Origin of the sequence: Arcicella gelida, assembly GCF_034931025.1 — a bacterium.
Taxonomy (GTDB): domain Bacteria; phylum Bacteroidota; class Bacteroidia; order Cytophagales; family Spirosomataceae; genus Arcicella; species Arcicella gelida.
In genome coordinates this window covers 119028-142213 of record NZ_JAYGIL010000016.1, presented here as the reverse complement: position 1 = coordinate 142213, position 23186 = coordinate 119028, and the positions used below count along the sequence as shown (strand labels likewise).

Here is a 23186-nt window from a genome sequence, read left to right as displayed (position 1 = left end):
AAAATCAAACAAAATTGTATTTTTTAAATAAAGCACCTCAGATGAAAGCAAAAATCCACCCAGAACATGAGTGGATTTTATCGTAAAGCAATATCGAAAAACAATTTTCAAGGGAAGCCCAGATTAGATAAATTGATTGATGATATTTTCAAACAATTCTTGTTTACCACTAGTCGCTTTAGGCTCTCCTACTTCAAAAGCATAATTTCTTAAATCTTCCAAAGTTAATTTACCAGCTTCGTATTCAGCACCTTTTCCACTATCAAAAGAAGCGTAACGATCTTTACGCAATTTCTTGTAAGAAGATTTTTCCAAAATATTATCAGCTATTACTAATGCACGAGCAAAAGCATCCATTCCACCGATATGTGCTAAGAAAATATCTTCTAAATCTGTTGAATTTCTGCGTGTCTTAGCATCAAAATTGATACCTCCTTGGGTAATACCTCCTGCTTCTAAAATAATTAACATAGACTCTGCTAATTCATTCAAATTAGTAGGAAATTGGTCAGTATCCCATCCGTTTTGATAATCTCCACGGTTGGCATCCATACTTCCTAACATATTGTTATCAGCTGCTACTTGTAATTCATGTTGGAAAGTGTGTCCAGCCAAAGTAGCATGATTTACTTCTAAATTCAGCATAAAGTCATTTTCTAAACCATATTCTTTCAAGAAACCAATTACTGTAGCAGAGTCGAAATCATATTGATGTTTCGTTGGTTCACATGGCTTTGGTTCGATGAAGAATTTACCTGTAAAACCATTTTTACGAGCATAGTCACGAGACATCGTAAGAAATTTACCAAGATGTGCTAACTCACGCTTCATATCAGTATTCAATAAAGTCATGTAACCTTCACGACCACCCCAGAACACATAATTTTCTCCTCCTAAAGCAATTGTTGCATCAATAGCATTTTTCACTTGAGTACCAGCATGAGCTAATACAGAGAAATCAGGGTTTGTTGAAGCCCCATTCATATAACGTGGATTAGAGAATACATTGGCAGTACCCCATAGTAATTTCACGCCACTTGCTGCTTGTTTTTGTTTCGCATAGTCAACAATGGCTTGCATATTACTTTCATATTCTGATAAAGAACTTCCTTCATCAACTAAATCAATATCATGAAAACAATAATATGGCGCACCAATTTTAGTAATGAATTCAAAAGCAGCATCCATTTTATCTTTCGCTCTTCCTACAATTTCATTTTTTGCATCCCATGGAAATACTTTTGTACCTGGACCAAACGGGTCAGCACCAGTTCCACAGAAAGTATGCCAATAAGCAATTGCAAAACGCATTTGCTCTTTCATTGTTTTTCCTCCAATAATACGATTTTCATCATACCATTTGAATGCTAAAGGATTATCTGATTCTTTTCCCTCAAATTGTATTTTACCAATTCCTGCGAAATACTCTTTGTCGCCTAATGTGATGTTTGCCATTGTCTTTGTTATTGATTTGTTTAATTTGTTTAGTCAGTAATTTATGTGTTCTATACTGTTCTATAAATTTAATGCAAAAATACTATTACATCTATGAAACGCAAAAAATGTTTGCTATAATTTGAAATTATTTTTGTTAACGACGATACATTTTCTTAAAACTTGTTAAAAATGATAATAATTGGAATTTAAACACTCCTCATTTAATTCTATTTAGTAGAACGCAATGTAAATTCCAAACAGCAACCAATAAACAAAGTACAATTATACAATTAAATAGTTATATTAAATCAAACTCAAAGGCATGTTTATGAAAAAGTGTCATTATCCTAAAACAGATAAAGTATTGAAAAATATATACTTTAGTCCTTGACCTAATAAGGATGGTAATCTGTAATATGATATAGTTTTTCGTAACTTTGCATTAATATTAAATTTTAACCTTCTAATATTCCATAATGATCTCTCGTCTTGTAATTATACCGACATACAACGAAATTGAAAATATTGAAGCTATTGTCCGTAAAGTAATGAGTTTAGAACCAAGCTTCGATTTACTAATTGTTGATGATGGTTCGCCTGACGGCACGGCAATAAAAGTAAAAGAATTACAAGAAGAATTTGGGCAAAATAGATTGCATTTACAAGAAAGAAAAGGGAAGCTCGGTTTGGGTACAGCTTATATTCATGGATTCAAGTATGCACTTGCCAATAATTATGAGTATATTTTTGAAATGGATGCCGATTTTTCACATAACCCAGAAGACCTTGTTAAACTTTACGACGCCTGCGTAAACGGTGGTTCGGATATGGCAATAGGCTCTCGATATGTGAGTGGTGTAAACGTTGTAAACTGGCCAATGGGAAGAGTTTTAATGTCGTATTTCGCAGGATATTATGTTCGCTTTATCACAGGGATGTCCATTATGGATGTTACAGCTGGGTTTAAATGCTATCATTCAAAAGTACTTAAAACCATCAATTTAGATACCATTAAATTTGTGGGTTATGCTTTTCAAGTAGAGATGAAATTTACTGCTTGGAAATATGGATTTAAAATTGCTGAAATACCAATCATTTTCACAGACAGAACCAAAGGTGTTTCAAAAATGTCTGCTAATATTTTTAAAGAAGCTATTTTAGGAGTCATTGAAATGAAAATTAATAGTTTTTTCAAAAAATATCATCGCAAAGAAATCAACTGAAAATGATATAAGTAATGGAATATAATCATATCAAAGCAATACACATCATTTTTGTAACTAGTTGGTTTGCTGGGCTTTTCTATTTACCTCGATTATTTGTATATCATACTGAAGCCAACGAAAAACCAGAAATTGAAAGGCAAATTTTACAAAAAGAGTACAAACGTATGCAAAAAGTACTTTTTAATGCCATCATGGTTCCTGCAATGTGGTTAACAATCATTTCTGGCACAACAATGATTTACTGGTTATGGTGGGATAGTTTTGTTTCACAAGCTTGGTTACATTTGAAGTTGAGTTTTGTAATAGGTTTAGTTTTTTATCATTTCTATTGTCGGAAAATAATCTTAGAATTACGAAATGATAAATATAGATTCACAGGTTTTCAATTAAGGTTGTTTAATGAAATTGCAACCATCTTTCTTTTTGCTATTGTTTTTCTAGTCGTTTTAAAGAATACCGTTGATTGGATTTGGGGTATTTTAGGATTAATTCTATTTGCTATTATTATTATGTCAGCTGTTAGAATCGTTAAGTCAATCAGGGAAAAAAGGAATAAAGTTGTATCAAAAAAATAAGCGGATGGCAAATTGCCACCCGCTTATTTTTTTGATAATATTCCTACTATAGATTAATATCCAGGATTTTGTTTTAAAATATCTTTTCCTTGAATATCAATTTGTGTTTGTGGAATTGGCATATATTCGCTCTTTCCAGTAGTAAATTTAGCACCAGCAAACATTGTACTTAATACTTTAGCTTCGTTAGCTAGGTAAGCATCTAAAGTACTTTTAGCAATACCCCAACGTACTAAGTCGAAGAAACGGTGACCTTCACCCGATAGCTCTAATTTACGTTCAAAACGAACAGCTGTACGAGCAACGTTTTTATCAGTCCAAGGAGTATCATAAGTTCCGATTACATATTTAGCAGCTGGTGCTCCATTTTTTGTAACCCATGAAGCTTTATTAGCAGCTCTTGTACGAATCATATTTACATACTCTTGCGCTTTTGCTAAAGAACCAACTTCAACTTCTGCTTCGGCAGCCATCAATAAAATATCTGCATAACGAAGAATTGTATAGTTCATTACAGAATAACCTCTTGTCCAACCACTACCATCAGTTAATGTATTTTCTTGAGACTTGTAATAAACATATTTTTTAGTTGAATATGGACCAGAGTAAGGTTGAGAACGAATCCAATCTTTACCTGGGTGCTCTTTCCAATCTAAATATGGAATACCACGACGACCAACCGAGTGATCTAAACGAGGGTCAAGATTTCCTGCATCTGGAGTAAATGCGTCTTTAGATTCAACACCATAATCATTTTTAACTGCATTCGCTGCACTATTGTATGAATTATCTAATAATGGTAAACCATTTGCATCTGTACGGAACGAGTTCACTAAGTCGAAACTTGGTGCAAAGAATCCACAACAGTTACCAGGACCATCAGCACCAGTGTTATATGGGTAGTTCAAAACATCATAAGAGTTTGAGTTCGAAACATCACCAGTATTCATTGAAGTTTGTGTTGCAAAGATTGACTCCTCGTGGTTATCGTTAGCGGCATTGTAAATTTGTGCATAATTAGATACCAAACCGTATTTTTTGCCATTTGTAGTTTTACCATTTGCAATGATTAAATCAAACAAAGCTTTAGCTTCTGCATACTTCTTTTCAAACATATAAGCTTTGGCTAAATAAGAAGCTGCTGCCCATTTATTTGCTCTACCTGCTGCACCTTGTGTTTCAGGTAAATTATCATAAGCAAATTTGAAGTCAGCTTCAATTTTACTCCATAAATCCGCAGCATTTGTCACTTTTTCAATACCTGTTCCATAATCAACAGTTTCGTCAATATAAGGAGCATTATTGAATATCTTTTTCAATTCGAAATAGAAGTGACCTCTAATAAATCTTGCTTCACCGATGATTCTTTTCTTATCAGCATCAGTCAAAGCTGTTGAACCAGTAGCTAATCTAATCGTAGCATTTGCTCTACTGATACCTTCGTATTTAGCATTCCAAGTACCATTAAATTCACCATTAGTAGGGTCAGCCTCATAACGTTGAATTGGGTTAATAGCAGAAAAGTCTCCAGGGTCAGTTCCTTTATTGGCATCACCACCCAAAATACTTCCGAATACCCAGTTATTTGGTCCAGCTAATTGCGTAAACCCTTTACCCAACATCATCGAGTAAGCACCAAGTAAAGTTCCCTCTACACCAGCTGCACTTGATAATTGGGATACTCCTAAAGAGCCTGTTGGTAACACTTCCAAAAAGCTATCTTTGCAGGAGAATGTAATTGAAGCCACAGCAAACGTGGCAATCAAAGACTTCTTAAAATTTATTGTTGTTTTCATTGATTATATCTTTTTATAATTTTACCTGTTATCAGAACAAACAAAACAATATTTAATCTTATAAATAATCAGTTTTGTCATATTCATACACTACAAATTGTAAATTATAATTGTTTAAAAAGTTAAGTTTAAACCTAAGTTAAAACCTCTTGCTACTGGATAGTTACCAACATCAATACCGAAGTTAGTATCAACAGCACCACCCACACCTGGATCAAGACCTGAATAAGAAGTAATTGTGAAAATGTTTGTCACAGAACCACTTACTCTTGCTTTACTAATACCTAATTTAGAAATCAACGATTTTGGAAGCGTGTAACCTACAGAGATGTTAGTCATTCTTAAATAAGAACCATCTTCAACATACCAAGAGTTTTCAGCTCCATTTGTACTGATGTTAGATTCACTTTCCCAAATAGGAGCTTTTGCATTGTTACCTAAAGCTGGAGTCCATGATTCTTTGGCAATAGCACCTTTTCCTGAACCTTGGAATGAACCATAGAATGCAGTGTACCATTTAGACATATTGAAGATTTTGTTACCCAATGAAGTGTATAAGTAAGTAGAGAAATCCCACTGTTTATACTTAACATCTAAAGTAATACCACCTGTATAAACTGGAACTGGATTACCTAAGAACGTTCTATCATCTGGAGTAATTTTTCCATCACCATTAACGTCAACATATTTGAAACGACCAACACCAGCACCTGTCTGAGTAGATTGTTCCGCTTCTTCTTTAGTAGCAAAATAACCTGCTACTTGATATCCAAAGAAAGAAGAAATTGGTTGATCTACAGCATTTCTGATTGGGTTGATACCACGATAAGCAGCGCCACTGAAGAATTTAATTGATTCTGTCAATGAAGTAATTTTGTTACTTAAGAATGAACTGTTCCAAGTAATATCATACTTAATATCTTGCGTAAATTTACCATGATTGATTAACTGAATATCAAGACCTTGGTTTCTCATACTTGCAATGTTCACAGAAGGAGCAGATGCTAATACACCAACAACTCCAGGAATAGGTACTTGATATAATAAATCTTTAGTATCTTTTCTCCAGAAATCAATTACAGCTTCTAGCTTACCATTCAAGAACGTTGCATCAATACCAATGTTAGTGGTTGTACTTGTTTCCCATTTAGCATTGTTGTTACCGATACGAGTTCTGTAATATCCTTCATCAGCACCGTTGTTTGTACCTGAAATTGGATAATACGAATTACCTCTATTAGATCCAAATAATGAGTATTGGTTACTTGGATCTACAGGGTTAGAGTTACCCATTTGTCCCCAACCTCCACGAATTTTTAAATCAGTAATGAATGGTATTTCTTTCATGAAATCTTCACTACTCATACGCCAAGCGGCAGAGAATGCAGGGAACACACCATAACGGTTGTTTGCACCAAATCTTGAAGAACCATCACGACGAACTACAGCAGATAAATAATATTTATCTTGTAAACTATAATCTACTTTAGAAAACAATGAATAGAAATTAACACCACTGAATAAACCAGAGTTTACTTGTGGGTTTTGAACTTTACTCAAGTTTACGTAGTCTAAATCTGTTGAGAATGGGTTTATACCTGAACCTGAAATTTGTCTTCCTTTACCAGTGTTCAAAGCTTCAATACCAGCTAAAGCACTAATTGAATGGCTACCAAATTTCGCCTTATAAGCAGCAGTGTTTGTAAATACCCACGAGAAGTTAAATCCAGAACCTTCGCTGAAACTGTTGTTTCCTTCTGGCTCAGAGTCTCCAAGGTATTTATAACCATAATCTTTGAAATAATAACTATTAAATTGTCCACCAATACTTGTACGTAATGTCAAATTTGCAATAGGATCTACTTCAACGTAAACGTTACCAAAACCATTAGCATTGAAGTTATTGTCGTTGGTATTATTATTTCTTAATTGCCTAACAGGGTTTCTTGGGTTGTTAAAACCACCAGCTTTAGTACTTGCATAATTGCCTAATTCATCATAAACAGGGATGATACTTGGCATACGATATGCAGCCAAAATTGGAGACTCGTCTTGAGCAATACCCAAACCGTTTGTAGCACCAGATTGTCCTAATACTGAACGATAAGTAAATTGTAAGTTTTCACCAATTCTTACTCTTTTACCTAAATCAAATTCTGAGTTAGCTCTGAAACTATATCTTTTGAAACTGTTAGTAATCAAAATACCATCTTGTTGTTGAGCAGAAAGACCGAAGTAATAACGACCATTTTCTGTTCCACCACTTAAACCAAGGCTATGTCTCATTAAAGGAGCAGATCTAGTAATTTCTTTATACCAGTTTGTTCCAGCCATGTTTGGCTTAATCAAAAATACACCATAAGGATCTGCTTGTGCAGCAGCTCTAACAGCAGCGATATCAACCGTACCATAAACACCACTCTGACCATTTGCATATAAATAATTGGGAATAGTAGCTGTTTCACCATTACCATATTGTGGGTGCTTCAAACCATTAGCCCATTCAGTTGGATTAGCAGTACGAGATAGCTTATTAGCAATATTTGTGTTGATTTGTGCAATTTTAGTCCAATCAGCTTCTTCTTGAGGAGTTAAATTTTTAGGAGCACCCGCTGCGTTAGGGTCTGTTACACCATAAACACCATCATAAGTAACTTCCATTTTTCTAGCTTTCTTAGTACCTCTTTTAGTTACGTAAACGATTACACCGTTCGCAGCACGAGCACCATAGATAGAAGCAGCAGCAGCATCTTTCAATACCGTAGTTGACTCAATATCATTTGGAGAAAGGAAATCTGTAGATTGTACTGGAACTCCGTCAACTACATAAAGAGGATCATTAGAACCAGCTGGTCCGATTGAACCAAATCCACGAACACGAATAATTGAACTTGTTCCAGGCTGTCCGTTTGTAATTAATGTAACACCCGCTACACGTCCTTGTAATTGTTGTTCAACGTTACCAGAAGGAACAACTGTTAAATCTTTTGCTTTAACAGTAGCAACAGCAGCAGTTGATTCTTTTTTGTTTGAACTTGAATAACCTGTAACAATTACTTCGTCAAGTGCTGAAACATCTTCTGCTAACTTAACATCTACATTACTTTGCGAGCCAACTTTAACTTCAGTGCTTTTATAGCCAATCGCTGAAATTAACAATACATCCTTACCTGATTTGAGATTAATTGCAAAGCTACCGTTTGCATCTGTTGATACACCTGTTTGTGTGCCTTTTAGAAGAACCGAGACTCCAGGAATTCCCTGACCATCCATGCCAGTAACTTTCCCTGTTACTCGTCTGTCTTGTGCCATTGTTAAGAACGTACTTAGTAAAAATACGCACGACAAAAGCATACCCCTCCATGTAGAGTAAAATTTTGTGTTCATAATAAAATTGGGTTTTTGATTGAAAAAATTAGATTTTTGGTTGAAAATCCTTGTAAATATATGTTTAATTTAATTTCATAACAAACTGATTATTTATATTCTAATATTTTATTTCATTTTTGTTTGAAGTCAATTTTTTATTAATGTATCATTTTGATAATGTTTATTGTATCATTTTGATACTTTTTATAATTTTTGAAATATCAACCAATATTATTTTAACATTTTACAAGTTATTGATAACCAAGCACTTGATTTCATTTATGTCATTTTAGTATTATTGCATTTTTTGATAAAATAATATAAATATATCAAAATTAGCCTTATTGAAACCTTAACGAATAAATAGAATACAACTATAAATTCTATTTAAAAATAAGAAAAATCTATTTCAAGAATATCATACCAACAAAGCCGTACAATATTTATTCTTTAATTATTTTGTAATTTTCTAAGTATAAATTTCCAGAATGGGGTGCATTTTATTTAGTAAATTTGTATTCTAAATAAAACAATATGACTGAGTTTGATTACAAAAGTGCTTTAGCTAAAGTACCCGAACTTCCGGGTGTATATCGATATTTTGATGATGAAGGAACAGTAATTTATGTAGGTAAAGCAAAAAATTTAAAGAATAGAGTAAGTAGTTATTTTGCAAAATCTAACCAACATGATAGAAAAACAAAGCGTTTGGTTAGCCAAATTAGAAATCTTGAATTTACCATTGCCCATACAGAATTTGATGCTCTGCTATTAGAAAATACACTTATCAAGCAATTTCAGCCTAAATTCAACATTTTGCTGAGGGATGATAAAATGTATCCGTTCATCTGCATTACTAATGAGGCTTTCCCAAAAATCATCACCATTAGAAGGGTTGATAAAAAATTAGGTACTTTTTTCGGACCCTTTGCCAATCAGAAAGCCATGTATGCTATTCTGGAAATGTTCAATCAGCTGTATAGTTTCAGAACTTGTAATTTGAATCTTAGTGAAAAAAATATTCAAGACAGAAAATTCAAGGTTTGTCTAGAATATCATATTGGCAATTGTAAAGGTCCTTGCGAAGGGCTTCAAACTGAAAATGATTATTTAAAAGAAATTGACCAAGCCAAAAATATATTGAAAGGTAACATGAGTCTGCCGAAACAATACTTTGAAGAAAGAATGTTGGAAGCAGCCTCTAAACTTGCCTTTGAAGAAGCTCAGGAGTTTAAAGAAAAGTTGACTTACTTAGTCAATTTCCAAAGTAAATCGACGGTTGTAAATCCAAATATTAAAGATGTGGATGTATTCTCAATCGTTTCAGACGAAAATGCTTTTTACTTCAATTTCATGAAAGTATTAAATGGCTTCATCACTCAAACACAATCGTTAGAAGTAAAGAAAAAACTTGATGAAACTGACGAAGATGTTCTGACGATGATGGTTTGGGAAATGCGTGATAAGTATGAAAGCGAAGCCAAAGAAGTAATTACGAACATCCCACTAGCGGTAGATTTAAAGGGTGTTGAAAATAGCATTCCACAAATTGGAGATAAGAAAAAATTGTTGGATATGTCTTTGAAGAATGTATTGTATTTCAAAAAAGAAAAAGCTGACCGACAAGCTTCTGAAGAAAGTGCTGGCGATACCAAAATGAGAATTTTATTGACGCTCAAAAATGATTTACAATTAAAAGCTATTCCTCGTCATATCGAATGCTTCGATAACTCGAACATTCAAGGGACAAACCCTGTTTCGGCGATGGTTTGCTTTAAAAATGGATTGCCTTCGAAAAAAGATTATCGTCATTTTACACCAAAAACAGTAGAAGGACCAAACGATTTTGCAACAATGTACGAAGTTGTAACCAGACGATATACAAGACTCATTGAAGAAGAAGCCGACTTACCAGATTTGATTATCATTGATGGTGGGAAAGGACAACTAAGTGCTTCGGCGGATGCTTTGAAGAATTTAGGATTGTATGGAAAAATCCCAATTATTGGTATTGCTAAACGTTTGGAAGAAATCTATTTCCCTGAAGATAGCATTCCTTTATACATTGATAAAAAATCAGAGTCGTTAAAACTGATTCAACGCCTTCGTGACGAAGCCCATAGATTTGGTATTACAAAACACCGAGACAAACGTTCTAAAAATTTTATTATTAGTCAATTAGAAAGTATTGACGGTATCGGCAAACACACCGCAGAAAAACTATTGAAGCATTTTGGTACGGTCAGTAACATTTATAAAGCTACTCCAGCAGAGTTAGAAAGCCTGTTAGGCAAAGCAAAAGCCTTGAAACTTAAAGAGCAATTAAAAGTAATTAACGACCAATAATATTATTCATTATAGCATGATTCTAAGTAGGAATGATGCTATAATGAACCTCTAACAATCAGCGAACTTGTACTAGCAATCTTTCCTTTCTGACGATTATGCACCATCCTTCCAACCATTTTCCCCATCTGAACAAAGTCATTTGAAATTGTTGTGATGCCATCTTCTGCTAAAATCTCTTTAATCGGCGTATCATCATAAGAAAGTAAACCAATGTCTTCTCCTAATTTCAAATGCTTTTTATGGGTAAAATTTACGAATCTCACCAAGTCATTTTCCAAAAAAAGAATGTACGCATGCCCTTTCTGTAAATTTTCTACATCAAGATTATCAACGATTTCGCCTTTCACCTGATACTCTTCGCAAAACTTATTGAAGCCAATTAAAATACCTTTCGGAGTATATTGAAATTGATTTTTACTGAGGAACAAAGTAAGACTTTCATATTTTCTTAACATTGGTAATGCTTCAGAGAGTCCTTGATAAAAATTTTGTTCAAAATCTTGATACAAAACTGCGTAATCTTCATCCAGTTGTTCAACATCAATATCCAATATCAATAACTTATCTTTCGATATTTGCTTAACAATATCAGAAACATCTTCATTAAAGTGAGGCATGATGATGTAGAAATTGTAATTACCGATATTATTGACAATAACATTTTCAAAAACCTTTAAATCATGATAATGAAAAAATAAATCAATAGAAACGTTTTCGCCCAAAGCCTCTTTCATAGCATGAAAAAGGACTTCTTTGTAGGCGTTCATTGCATCAAAAAGCACAAAAACGTGCATAGAAGCCTGAATATTTGTTGAAGCGATATAATATCCTTTTCCATGTTGAGCCGCCACGATACCTCTTTCTCGAAGCTCTTCATAAGCCCGAATTACAGTCATCCTAGCAACACCCAAAGAAGCCGTAATTTCATTAATGGTAGGAAGCTGATCACCTCTTTTTAAAAGTCCTTGTTGGATTCTCTCAATGATTTCATCTACAATTTGTTGATATTTCGGTTTCTGAGCTTTAGGCTCAATTTGTAATTTATTTTTCATGGTTAGATTAATCGCCAATTAGTTGTGTTTCTTTTATTCAGCCCTCAATTCTTAAAATATTATTTCAAGAATCCTTCCTCCTCTTTTGGCTTAGCCGTTGGAACTTGCACTTGGGTTGAATCTACAGTATAAGTATTACAGCCTAAATCTACTCCATCTGGCTTTTTGAAAGGCTCTTTTTTGAAACCTGCCATTGCCAAAGTTTGGTCTGCATATACTTTATCCATAAAGTTAGCATAAGCTGGCATTGCCATTTTTGCACCTTGCCCCAATGCCAGACTTCTGAAGTGAATACTTCTATCATCGCCACCAACCCAAACACCAGCTACTAAATTCTGAGTAACACCCATAAACCAACCATCAGAATAATTTGAAGTAGTACCTGTTTTAGCACCAATATCATTACCTTGAGCACAGTTATAACGATTTAAACCTTGGGCAGTTCCTCCTGACTCTTGTACAGCCCCTTTCAACATATATGTCATTTTATATGCTAAATCAGCACTAATTACTTGTTTTGTAGTTGTTTCGAAACGTTTCAACTCATTCCCATTTTTATCTTCTATTCTCAGAATGATGATTGGTTCAATCCGATAACCTTGATTTATAAAGGTACTATAAGCTGCTACTTGCTCATAAACGGATACTTCACTAGCTCCCAAACACAGAGCAGGCACTTCCATTAAAGTACTTTGAATTCCTACTCTGTTGGCAAATTCAGCTACTTTTTTGGGGCCTAATAATTTCATTAAACCGGCAGAAACAGAGTTAATTGAAAGTCCCATTGCATGACGAAGCGACATTGAAGCATAAGAATAACTACCCGTTGAGTTTTGTGGTGTCCATTCTCTGCCATCTTCAATCTCAAAAGTTACAGGTTCATCAACTACGTTTCCACATAAATTTACAACATCGTTTTCAAGTGCAGTTGCATAAACAAAAGGCTTAAAAGTAGAGCCTGGCTGACGCTTGCTTTGTTTTACGTGATCAAATTTGAAATATTTAAAATTGATTCCTCCTACCCAAGCTTTAATATGCCCGTCGTTTGGATTCATCGCCATAAAACCACAATTCAAAATTCTTTTATAATAACTCATCGAATCAAGCGGAGACAGTGTTGTATCTCTATCACCTTGCCAAGAAAACACCGTCATCTTTACAGGGGTTTTTAATACTTTCCAAACTGCTTCTTCGTCTCCATCAAATTCTTCCATCAAGGCTTTGTAACGTTGAGTACGTTTCATCGCATCTTTCAAAAAGCCTTTTATTTCTTGCATTTTTTCATTTACCCAAGGATTTCTCCCCTTCCAATGTGCATAAAACAATTTTTGTTGATTTCGCATGTGGTCATCTAAAGACGATTGGGCATAGGCCTGCATTCTTGAATCAATAGAAGTATAAATTTTCAGCCCACTTGTATATAAATTCAACTTATCGTCGTCGTCTCTGGTCGAGTTCAAATCAGCAATAATTTCTTGCAATTGTCTTTTTACTGCTTCACGCAAATAAGGAGCTTGTCCAGTATTTTGATTTTCAACCTTGAACTTAAGTCCTAAAGATTCTTCTTGCAAAGCAAGCATTTCTTCTTCAGATAAATGTTCATACTTATTCATTTGGCTAAGTACTACATTTCTTCTAATCGTACATTTTTCTGGATGACGACGTGGGTCATACAAAGATGGATTTTGTAACATTCCAACTAAAGTAGCGGCTTCTTTAACACTTACATTACCAACATTTTTACCAAAATAGGTTTTGCAGGCAACTCTGATTCCATAAGCATTATTCCCAAACTCTACTTCATTCAAGTACATCTTTAAAATTTCTTGCTTGGTATAGCGACTTTCTAGTCGAATCGCCAAAATCCATTCTTTTGTTTTTGCAATGACGGTTCTTACCAAAGGTATTTTGGCTAATAAACCTTTATAGCTTGGTCCATCTTCTGTTGGATCTAATCTACGAGTATCAAAAAGGTTTTTGGCTAATTGTTGCGAAAGGGTACTTCCTCCACCTGCTTGCCCAAAGTGGGTAATTACCCTGAAAATACTTCTTAAATCAATTCCAGAATGCTGTGTAAAACGAGCATCCTCTGTTGAAATAAGTGCATTGATGATATTAGGAGAAAGTTCTTCATATTCTACAGGAGAACGATTTTCACGGAAGTATTTTTCTAAATCTACGCCATCTTCCGAAATCAAAACAGAAGCAATTTGGCTTTTAGGATTTTCCAGTTCTTGCAAACTTGGCATCCCACCGAAAAGCCATAAAAAATTATATTGAACGGCAATAATGTATAATATAAATGCAATAAAACCAATAATCGACAGTTTCCAAAGTCGAGAAATTACTTGTTTGTATTTGCCAGCTTGAAGTTGAATCATGTGTAATTTTCAATAAGGATTATTAAGAGGACTGTTTAAAAGCAATTAACACTCAAATAAAAGCTCTTCAAAACAGCAAATGCTGTTGTTTCTGAATAAACTATCTTACAAATTTAAAAATTTAATATTGAATTCCCGCAAAGACCTATACTTTAGCCAATCCTTCGCTAGATTCCTGTTTGAGAGAACGTCAGCTATTTTCAAAAATTGTAATCTTAGTAATATCCTTCAGTCGTTTTCCTCAAGATACAAGATTTTAGCAGTTTTACACAAAATATTCAAAAGCATTTCTTGATGTTTTTCTACTTCAGCGTCAATTTTATAAACAAGCCCTGCATTCACACTTGAAAAATCTGTAAATTGCATGATTATTTCAATATTCTAAAATATTCTAAATGAGTTTATTAGCAATTGGTTCGGTAGCTTTTGACGCCCTCGAAACACCCTACGGCAAAACGGACAAAATCATTGGTGGTGCAGGAACATACATTTCTTTGTCTGCTTCTTACTTTAAAATCCCCGTAAATCTTGTAGCCGTTGTTGGCGAAGATTTCCCACAAGAATACATTCAACTTCTTGAAAATAAAGGAATTAATACAAACGGTTTACAAATTAAAAAAGGAGAAAAATCCTTCTTTTGGTCTGGTCGTTATCACAACAATATGAATTCTCGTGATACTTTAGTGACTGAATTGAATGTTTTAGCCACTTTTGACCCTATCATTCCAAACGAATATCAAGACTGTGAATACTTAATGTTGGGAAATTTAACACCAGCAGTGCAAATTACAGTAATTGAACGTTTAGCAAAACGTCCAAAATTAGTTGTAATGGACACCATGAATTTCTGGATGGACATCGCAATGGATGATTTGAAAAAAGTACTTACAATGGTTGATGTACTTTGTATCAATGATGAAGAAGCTCGTCAACTTTCTGGTGATTATTCTCTTAGAACTGCTGCCAAAACGATTATGGCAATGGGTCCCAAAACATTAATCATTAAAAAAGGTGAACACGGAGCTTTACTTTTCCAAGGAGATAAATTATTCTTTTGCCCTGCTTTGGTATTGGAAGAAGTTTTTGACCCAACTGGTGCTGGCGATACTTTTGTAGGTGGTTTTATTGGTTTTTTAGCTAAAACAGACGACATCAGCTTTGAAAATATGAAAAGAGCTATCGTTCATGGTTCGGCAATGGCTTCTTTCTGTGTAGAAAAATTTGGAACTGAGCGTATCGTCAATTTAAGCGACGAAGAACTTACTGCACGAATCAATGAATTCAAAGATTTAGCAGGATTCGACATATAATATTTTCGGATTACTAGATTCAGCGAGTCTAGTAATCCGAAATTTTCACATCCCACCTCCTGATATAAAATTCTGTAAATGGCTAATAGTGGCTTTTTGGTCTTCAATAATATAACGAACTACATCGCCCATCGAAACAATTCCTACAACGTGTTTATCGGCAATTACAGGTAAATAACGAATATGTTTTGCCGACATAATTTCCATACATGTCTCAATAGAATCTTCAAATTTCACAGATGGATATTCAGACTCCATAATTTCAGACACCAGCGTATCATTTGAATGCTTTCCTTTTACGATTACCTTTTGGGCATAATCTCGCTCGGTTAGTATTCCTACAAAATCATCTTGGTTATACACCACAAGCGCTCCAATATTTTTCTGAGACATAATCTCAAGCGCTTCGTAAACAGTTTTAGAAGCATCAATAACGGTAACAGTATTTCCTTTGTGATAAATAAGATTAGATACTCTTTTCATAGTGTGATTTTTGTTTTGTTATAATGCTATAATTTAGCAAAAAAATCCTAAATAAAAAATCAAAAAATGAATTATTTTCCGCCTACAACGATTTCGATAAGCGAATCTGTAACTAAATGTTGATTCGCCGCTTCTAAAACCATTTCAGCATTTATTGCTTGAATATGCTGAATGTAGCAATCATAAAAATCTAAAGGAAGCTCTTCTGATAAAATCACTTTATAGCGATCTAAAATATCAAAAGGAGTATTTAATGAACCGGCAAAAGACCCAATCATATAATTCTTAACTACTTCTAATTCATCATCTTTGATTAATTCTTTTTGAAGAATATCAATTTCTTTATAAATCTCATCGATTGTTTGTTGAGTATTTTCTCTCTTAACATCAGTGCCAATCACAAAGTATCCAGCTTTTGAAAAGGGAGCAATATTAGAAGAAATACCATAAGTAAGACCTTTCTCTTCACGAATATTACTCATCAATCTTGAACCAAAATAACCACCTAATGTCTCATTTAAAACTAGCATTTTGAAGTAATCAGGATGCTTTCGAGTCATCATTCCTTTCCCCATTCTAATCGACGATTGAATAGAATCTTCTTTCTCGATAAGTACAGATTTTTCAAGTATATCATACTCGACTTTATTGAGCGAAATATCTTTTACAATCGACTGAACTTTAGTTTTTCCAAAAAAATCTTCTAACAGACTAACTTCCGTTTCTGTAATTTTTCCAGAAAGAAAAATTCTGGGTTTCTTGCTTAACCAGAAATTTTGATAAAAATCTAGTAACGTATTCCGATTAATAGCTTGAATAGCTTCTTCGTCCAAAGAATTTCCATAAGAATGATTATCGCCAAATACTTTTTTCCTAAACACTTTATTAGCAATGAAAGATGTTTTCCCTGCATTTACTTCAAGTGTTTGTAATTGTATTTTCTTGAATTTTTCTAATTCGTCTTCTGGAAAAACGGCATTCTCTAATATCTCTTTTACCATTGGCAAAAGCGTTAGCAAATACTTCGTCAAACCATAAACTGTAATATTAGCTCTGTCAAGTCCATGACCAAATTCAATAAATGCACCATACTGGTCAAAAAAAGCACTTATTTGCGAAGAAGAATATTTCGTTGTTCCTTCTCCAAGCATTTTAGCCACAAATAATGATACTCCGTTTTGTTTTTCATACCAATTACCTGCATCAAAACTGATTTCTAGTTTAACAACAGGCTGTTCGCCAATACTGATATAATGAACAGGAATGCCATTTGATAGCATTGTACTATCTATTTTAGGAATAGCTACTTGTTTAATTGTCTGAAATGCTGGGCTTTTTACTCTGTCTAAAATCATTGCTTATTACGCTATTACTGCTGGATTTGGATGTCACTGATAATGTTATCTAAAAAAAATGACATCTCGTTTGAGATGCCATTTCACTATTGAAAGATATTTTTAATACGCTACAGAACCTAGTTTGTAGTAGTTGTAGCTACTTTAGGAGCTGCATTAAAGTTTGCGTGTAAGCTCAATCTAAGCGTTTGTGCTAACGGACTTCCACTTGATACAGGAATTAAGTAAGCGAAATCTAAACCGAATTTCTTTTCTAATTTCACACCAAAACCTGCTGTAAAATACTTGCGTCCACCTTTACTGGCATCTTCAAAGAAATAACCACCTCTTAAAGCAAACAAATCATTGTATAAATATTCTGCTCCTAGAGAAACGTTGATTTCTTTTAATTCTTCGCTAAAACCATCCGGAGCATCTCCAAATGAGCCTAAAATTCCACCAATGGCTGTTGAAGGTTGTTCTAATTTACCATTCACTACTTTCGGAGTTGGCACCATTAACTTATTAATATCAGCTGTTAATGTTAATTTGTTATGCTGGTCAATTGTATTCGTTGCGGCAAAACCAGCTTTAAAATTCGTTGGAATAAAGTTTGATTCATTCAAACCATAAGAAACACGACCAGAAATATTTTGAATCATTACACCCCAGTTGTAGTTCCAAGGTTTATCTCTTTTTGAAGTATGAAATAAACCAATATCTGCACCAACTGTTGATTCTGTTTGAACTTGAACTGTACCAGCTGTACCTGATGTAAGTGGAGACAATGCTGAATTAATGTATTTTATGTTTACTCCTAGCCCTAATTTATCAGAAAGTTTACGAGAATAAGAAAGGGAAACTGAATACTCTTTAGAATTAAAATTCCCTAAAGATTGTCCTGTACTATTAGTAGCTTGAAACTCTCCTTGGTCAAAATAATGAACAGATAATCCAATTGCTTGATTCGTTTGGATTTTTTTGTAAAAACTAGCGTTCAAAAGTCCCATATCATTCACTAACTGGCGTAACCACGGAGTGTAAGATACTGAAACAGCCATATCTTTACCAGAAAAAGGAATCTTTCCTGGATTCCAGAAAATGCTGTTAGCATCGCCATCTCCAGGCGAAAGCGCAACACCCGCATCACCCATTGCAGCCGAACGAGAGTCTGGAGTAATTATTAACGATTGGATAACTGGTGATGGTGTACGAGTAGTTTGAGCAAAGACGTTCACAGCGGGCACTGTTAATCCAAACAACAGAGACACTCTTAGAGCGCTGGTAATTTTTTTAATCATTGTCTTTAAGGTTAAAGTTTCTTGGAACGAGGCATATCAAAAGTAGTCAATAAACCTTTTTTTACAAAATTTATCCAAATATTCTTTGCTGGAATTATTTAAGCAAAATAATCTTACCACTTCCACTAGCTTGATAGCCAGTTGTTAGTGACTTTACAAAAATACGATAAAAGTAATTACCAGTTACATTTGAGACAGAATCTTCTACAATATTCCATGAAATTTTATTAAATGGTGAGCTTACACGATAAGCATTCTCGTCTATTTGTTTAATTAAATGCCCAAAAGTATCAAAAATTTCGATAAACACATTCAAATCATCTCCTTCTTGATTATGCTCAAAGCTAAAATTTGCGTTCTCTTTTGCTGGATTCGGAAAGCTAAATACATTTTTTAATCGATTTTGGCTTTCTGAATTGACACTGAATCGTAACGAAGCTTCGTTTGAATTATTATTTGTATCCCAAACTTTTAATTTTATTTGATGTTCGCCAGCTGTCAAACCCTTTATTTGATATTTTACTTGTCCACTTTTATAGTTATCTTTTGATGCGATAAAATACTGATTTACAGCAATATTCAGCGTATCATCTATCGTCAACAGCAATTCATGTCCCAAACCTTCACTGGCAATATTAATGCCATTTTCATCTGAGACATTTGCAATAAAAATAGGACTATCATTCGTAACACCCCCATCCACAAAGGTATTATCATTGAGATAAAGACTGACTTTAGGCGGAGTATTATCTAATGTTAGACTATTATCAGCACCACCAATCAGAGGGTTTAAAGCACCAAGTGCATCTGTTAAACCATCGTTCGTTTGTGCATAAATGTAAATTTTACCTTCTCCCAATTGATAATTAATATCTTTAGGAATCATAAAAGTGCTAGTAAAGTTTCCATTCAAAACACTAACTTCCCCTCTAAATAAAATATTTGTAAAATCTTGATAATTGAACTTCGCTCCTTTATTTCCTTTGGTTAAAATACTCTTTTCTTTATCATAAACAGTAATAATTGCCTTTCCTGTAAAGGTATTTACTTTTGTTTCAGTCTCTAGTTGCCTAATTTCTCCTTCAATCGTTACTTTACTTTGTGCCTTTATTGTATCTGCTAGTACAGTTGCTTTTCCATTTACTTTCAATACTACTGCTTCATATTGTGGATAAGCCAATTTCATGGATGGGTCACCCAGTAAAGAGAAATTCCTATTCAATATTCCTTGAAAACTATTGTTTTTTGTATAAATCATGACATCTCCCAAACGTGGCATTTCACCGTTTTTAGCAGTAAAGACAGATTCATAAAAGGCTTGGTTAATAAAAAAATTGGTGTTTTGATAAACGGGTCTTGTTGTCGTTAATAATGCAATAGCTCCGCCATTTGGATTAAGAATTGATAACTCAGCACCTGAAATCTGATTAGGGTCATCAAAGCGACCAAACTGACAAGTAGCAGTGAGCATCAAAGGCATATTATTAAAATTTGTCCAAGATTCTACATCTTTCAAAGTCAAAATTTGCTCGTCTGTCAGCCCTCCTTCTGCACCATGTCCATTATAATTTACGATTAATGAACCCTGTTGAAAAGCCTGATTAAGGGCAGTATTAGCCGCTGGCGACCTTTGTCCTTCTGGTAAAGAAACAAGCGGGTAAGCATCTAAATAAATTTTATTAGTTTGATATGCTGGGTAAAAAGAATTGACCATTGATGCAAATGCTTCAGCATCTTGTTGATGGATATTCCCATCGCCATCATCAGCCACAAAAGCAACTTTGTTTCGCCATTGCCCAATGGTATTTTTATTCGTTCCGTAATTGATTAGCTTATCCACAATTTGTTTGGCTTCTTCTGCATTTTTAACGGGTAATCTTCCAATACCAATTTCAAGAGTATGATTTCCAGTTTGATTCTCAATCCATTCTCCTTCGTTATCCTCTAAAAAACCAAAATAATCATCGGAAGAATGGCTAAAAATAGGATGTAAAGATTCTCTACTTTCATAAGTTGGAATTAGAATAGCTTTAGTTTCATCGTTAATAACATTCAGCCTTTTTTTATAATCATACGAAGCATCACCGAAAAGCAATAAATACTTTATTTTGTTAGGATTTCTTTGATAAAGATTTCTCATAAAATCTCTGATGGCAGAAATATCTTGTTTCCCCGAAGCATATTCATTATAAATCTCTTCTGGTGAAACCACCAATACTGATAATTTATCATGCTGACGTCTAAAAGCCGCAAGTCTTTCTACTTGATTCGTTAAAATTTCAGAGGCAACAATTACCAAATCAGGTACTTCAACATTGTGTAAATTTTGATTGCTAATCTTTTGGGAGGAAACTGGACTCAGGAATTCTGTCGTATTAAAAATAATATACTCTTTAACACTCTGGCTACTTGCTCCAAAACTAAGCGTTTGAGTTTGCTGTAAAAAAGCTTGACTAAATGGTTGTAAAGGATTGGTAATGTCCCAAATTTTAAAAGTGTTAGATGGCTTTTCTATCACATAATTTACTGAGGGATAATTTAAGCTTTCTAAAGACCGAAAAATGGTCTGCTGATTATATAATTTTAACGTTCTTTGAGATTGTACTCCTAAAAAATTCAAATATCCACTTCCAAAACTTAGCGTTTTTTTATCGAATGTTAGTCCAATTCTCAAGTCGTTAACATTTGTAAAATTGCTTCCATTTATTGTGAAGTTTTTACTAGCCATTGCACCTTTATAATCATATCGGTCTGAACCAATGGCTGAAATTGACAATCTTCCAAGATTTTGTTCATTTGCTTTTAATACAAAATCTGTTTGTCCATAAGCAACAGCAACAGCAGAACAAGTTATATTTACAGAAGAATTCGCTGTAATCCCAGGAAGATTAAAAGTAAATATTTGTTCATTTGTTCCTGAAAATTCTTCCCCAAACCATTCTCTTCCAGATCCTGCAAAAGGGGCTTGCGCTAATATATTTTTTTGGTCTATTTCATGAAAAACGTAATCATCAAATGTGTAAATATTCTTGGCAGCTTCAATACTCGCTTGTTCTTTTATTCGTAAACCTTTATTTTCTGAGAGTCTCAGAAAATAAAAAGTAGTATCAGTATAAATATTGAATTGATGTTTGAAGGAATTGGTCGAGGAATTATAAATTGTTTTATGCGGACTTTGTCCATAAAAAAGAATATAATCTTGTGCATCAAATTTTCCATCTCCTTCGCCTTCAATGTAAATACTATTTTCTATTAAATCAGTAGGACGATTTTCAGCATTACTTTGGGGTAACATTCCACCACCATTTCCAAAAAGTTGAAGATTTTGAGGATTAATTGTTGCTAAGTCGAAGCCATTTTTTTGTAGAAATGTAGCGTCAAGTCGATAAACGCCATTATTGCTGACACCAATTCTTATCCAATTCCCTTTAGCCAGTACAGCATCATTCTGTGCATAGCTGTTGAAAGAAACAATAAAAAGTAGAATGTTATATAGAAATGATTTTTTCAAAATGCCAAGTATTTTTTAATTTTTAAACGTAAGCTTATTTCAAAAATTATACTTTTTTCACCAAGGCAATTGCAGAAACTACATATCGTTTTCCATTTGCTTTATCTGTACAAAGAAAACGAGTTCTACGCAAATCACCTTTCTCGAAATATCTTCCATTCAATTCAAAGACTTCTCCTTTTTGTAAATTTGTCAATATCATCTTATCTCCTTCATCCGCTAATTTGTCAAACTTTCTTAGCTCTTTCACTAAAGGCGAATAACTCTGCGTTGTAGCTGAAGGGTTTTGTAAATATTCTTTTAGAGGAATCAATATTTGAATGGGTAAAGTCGCTTCGTTTAATAATGGTAAAAATACTTCCTTGAAATTCTTTTTCCATTCTTTTCCATGCGGATTGGGCTTGTTGCCAAACTGCTTAAAGGTAACCAAGTGTGCTACTTCGTGAATATAAGTAACCAAAAATGCGTAAGGATTCAAATCGCCATTAACAGTAATTTTATGTCCTTTATCTCTTCTAAAGGAATAATCACCTAATTTGGATTGGCGAGTACGGGTTATCTTGAAGTTGAATTGATACGTTTCCCATAAGCTAAAGCAATATTTAACAGCAGTACTAGGGAAGTATTTTTGAAAAACCTCTAAGTCTTTTTTCATGATGCTAATATACAAGAAAACTTTGTTGACATCTGAGTGAAAACTATTGAGCAATAAAAAAGCCTTAACTAAGTTAAGGCTCTTTTCTTTCCATAAGGAAACTGATAATTACTTAGCAGCAGCAGTATCAGCAGCAGCAGTATCAACTACAGCAGCAGTATCAACTACAGTAGTAGTATCAACAGTTACTGAATCAGTTGTTGTAGTTTCAGCTTTCTTTTCTGAACAAGCAGCTAATGAAATCATACCAGCTACTAAAGCGAATGCAAAAAATTTCTTCATTTCGTTGTGATTGGGGTTTGTTTGATACAAATTTATGTACAACTTTTATTCCATGCAAGGAATTGTAAATAAATTTTAAGTATTTCTTAATAATTGATTAAAAATCTAGTTTTTGCAGTGTTTTT

The 23186-nt window shown here is 33.9% G+C and carries 16 protein-coding genes; 4 read left to right on the top strand and 12 right to left on the bottom strand.

Annotation, left to right across the window (positions count from 1 at the left end; genetic code table 11):
* Nucleotides 1-123: 123 nt before the first annotated feature.
* The gene (xylA, locus tag VB776_RS14290) at nt 124-1455 is read right to left on the bottom strand and encodes a xylose isomerase (protein WP_323697389.1); all 1332 of its coding nucleotides are present in this window, start codon (nt 1453-1455) and stop codon (nt 124-126) included.
* A gap of 458 nt (nt 1456-1913) precedes the next feature.
* On the opposite strand from xylA, the gene VB776_RS14285 reads away from it, so the two are divergent.
* Nucleotides 1914-2660 (top strand): polyprenol monophosphomannose synthase, encoded by a 747-nt coding sequence (locus VB776_RS14285; RefSeq protein WP_323697388.1) that lies wholly within the window; start codon nt 1914-1916, stop codon nt 2658-2660.
* 14 nt (nt 2661-2674) lie between these two features.
* Nucleotides 2675-3238, top strand: coding sequence for a CopD family protein (locus VB776_RS14280; RefSeq protein ID WP_323697387.1), 564 nt, complete (start codon nt 2675-2677; stop codon nt 3236-3238).
* A 53-nt stretch (nt 3239-3291) separates the two neighbouring features.
* On the opposite strand, the gene VB776_RS14275 is transcribed toward VB776_RS14280, so the two are convergent.
* Nucleotides 3292-5034 carry a RagB/SusD family nutrient uptake outer membrane protein gene (locus VB776_RS14275; RefSeq protein ID WP_323697386.1) on the bottom strand — a complete coding sequence of 581 codons (1743 nt, stop codon included), beginning with the start codon at nt 5032-5034 and terminating at the stop codon, nt 3292-3294.
* Nucleotides 5035-5148: 114 nt separating this feature from the next.
* On the bottom strand, nt 5149-8421 hold the full coding sequence (locus VB776_RS14270; protein WP_323697385.1) for a SusC/RagA family TonB-linked outer membrane protein: 3273 nt from the start codon (nt 8419-8421) through the stop codon (nt 5149-5151).
* A gap of 516 nt (nt 8422-8937) precedes the next feature.
* Between VB776_RS14270 and uvrC the strand changes: the two genes are divergently transcribed.
* The gene (gene uvrC, locus VB776_RS14265) at nt 8938-10749 is read left to right on the top strand and encodes an excinuclease ABC subunit UvrC (protein WP_323697384.1); all 1812 of its coding nucleotides are present in this window, start codon (nt 8938-8940) and stop codon (nt 10747-10749) included.
* Nucleotides 10750-10787: 38 nt separating this feature from the next.
* On the opposite strand, the gene VB776_RS14260 is transcribed toward uvrC, so the two are convergent.
* From VB776_RS14260 to VB776_RS14250, 3 genes are all read right to left on the bottom strand, one after another.
* On the bottom strand, nt 10788-11804 hold the full coding sequence (locus VB776_RS14260) for a GntR family transcriptional regulator (protein ID WP_323697383.1): 1017 nt from the start codon (nt 11802-11804) through the stop codon (nt 10788-10790).
* Between the two features lie 59 nt (nt 11805-11863).
* On the bottom strand, nt 11864-14185 hold the full coding sequence (locus VB776_RS14255; RefSeq protein WP_323697382.1) for a penicillin-binding protein 1A: 2322 nt from the start codon (nt 14183-14185) through the stop codon (nt 11864-11866).
* A gap of 228 nt (nt 14186-14413) precedes the next feature.
* Nucleotides 14414-14551, bottom strand: a complete 138-nt coding sequence (locus VB776_RS14250; RefSeq protein ID WP_323697381.1) for a hypothetical protein — start codon at nt 14549-14551, stop codon at nt 14414-14416.
* 29 nt (nt 14552-14580) lie between these two features.
* Here VB776_RS14250 and VB776_RS14245 point away from each other — a divergent pair, with 29 nt between their 5' ends.
* Nucleotides 14581-15495, top strand: coding sequence for a PfkB family carbohydrate kinase (locus VB776_RS14245; RefSeq protein WP_323697380.1), 915 nt, complete (start codon nt 14581-14583; stop codon nt 15493-15495).
* 45 nt (nt 15496-15540) lie between these two features.
* On the opposite strand, the gene VB776_RS14240 is transcribed toward VB776_RS14245, so the two are convergent.
* From VB776_RS14240 to VB776_RS14215, 6 genes are all read right to left on the bottom strand, one after another.
* Nucleotides 15541-15978 (bottom strand): CBS domain-containing protein, encoded by a 438-nt coding sequence (locus VB776_RS14240; RefSeq protein WP_184137209.1) that lies wholly within the window; start codon nt 15976-15978, stop codon nt 15541-15543.
* Between the two features lie 71 nt (nt 15979-16049).
* On the bottom strand, nt 16050-17333 hold the full coding sequence (locus VB776_RS14235) for a M16 family metallopeptidase (protein WP_323697379.1): 1284 nt from the start codon (nt 17331-17333) through the stop codon (nt 16050-16052).
* Between the two features lie 119 nt (nt 17334-17452).
* Entirely contained in the window at nt 17453-18613 is a 1161-nt protein-coding gene (gene porV, locus VB776_RS14230; protein WP_323697378.1) for a type IX secretion system outer membrane channel protein PorV, read from the bottom strand.
* A 94-nt stretch (nt 18614-18707) separates the two neighbouring features.
* The gene (gene porU, locus VB776_RS14225; protein WP_323697377.1) at nt 18708-22124 is read right to left on the bottom strand and encodes a type IX secretion system sortase PorU; all 3417 of its coding nucleotides are present in this window, start codon (nt 22122-22124) and stop codon (nt 18708-18710) included.
* Between the two features lie 46 nt (nt 22125-22170).
* A complete protein-coding gene (locus VB776_RS14220) occupies nt 22171-22779 on the bottom strand; it encodes a SprT-like domain-containing protein (protein ID WP_323697376.1) in 609 nt (202 codons plus the stop codon).
* Between the two features lie 108 nt (nt 22780-22887).
* On the bottom strand, nt 22888-23061 hold the full coding sequence (locus VB776_RS14215) for a PG1828 family lipoprotein (protein ID WP_184137199.1): 174 nt from the start codon (nt 23059-23061) through the stop codon (nt 22888-22890).
* Between the last annotated feature and the right edge of the window lie 125 nt (nt 23062-23186).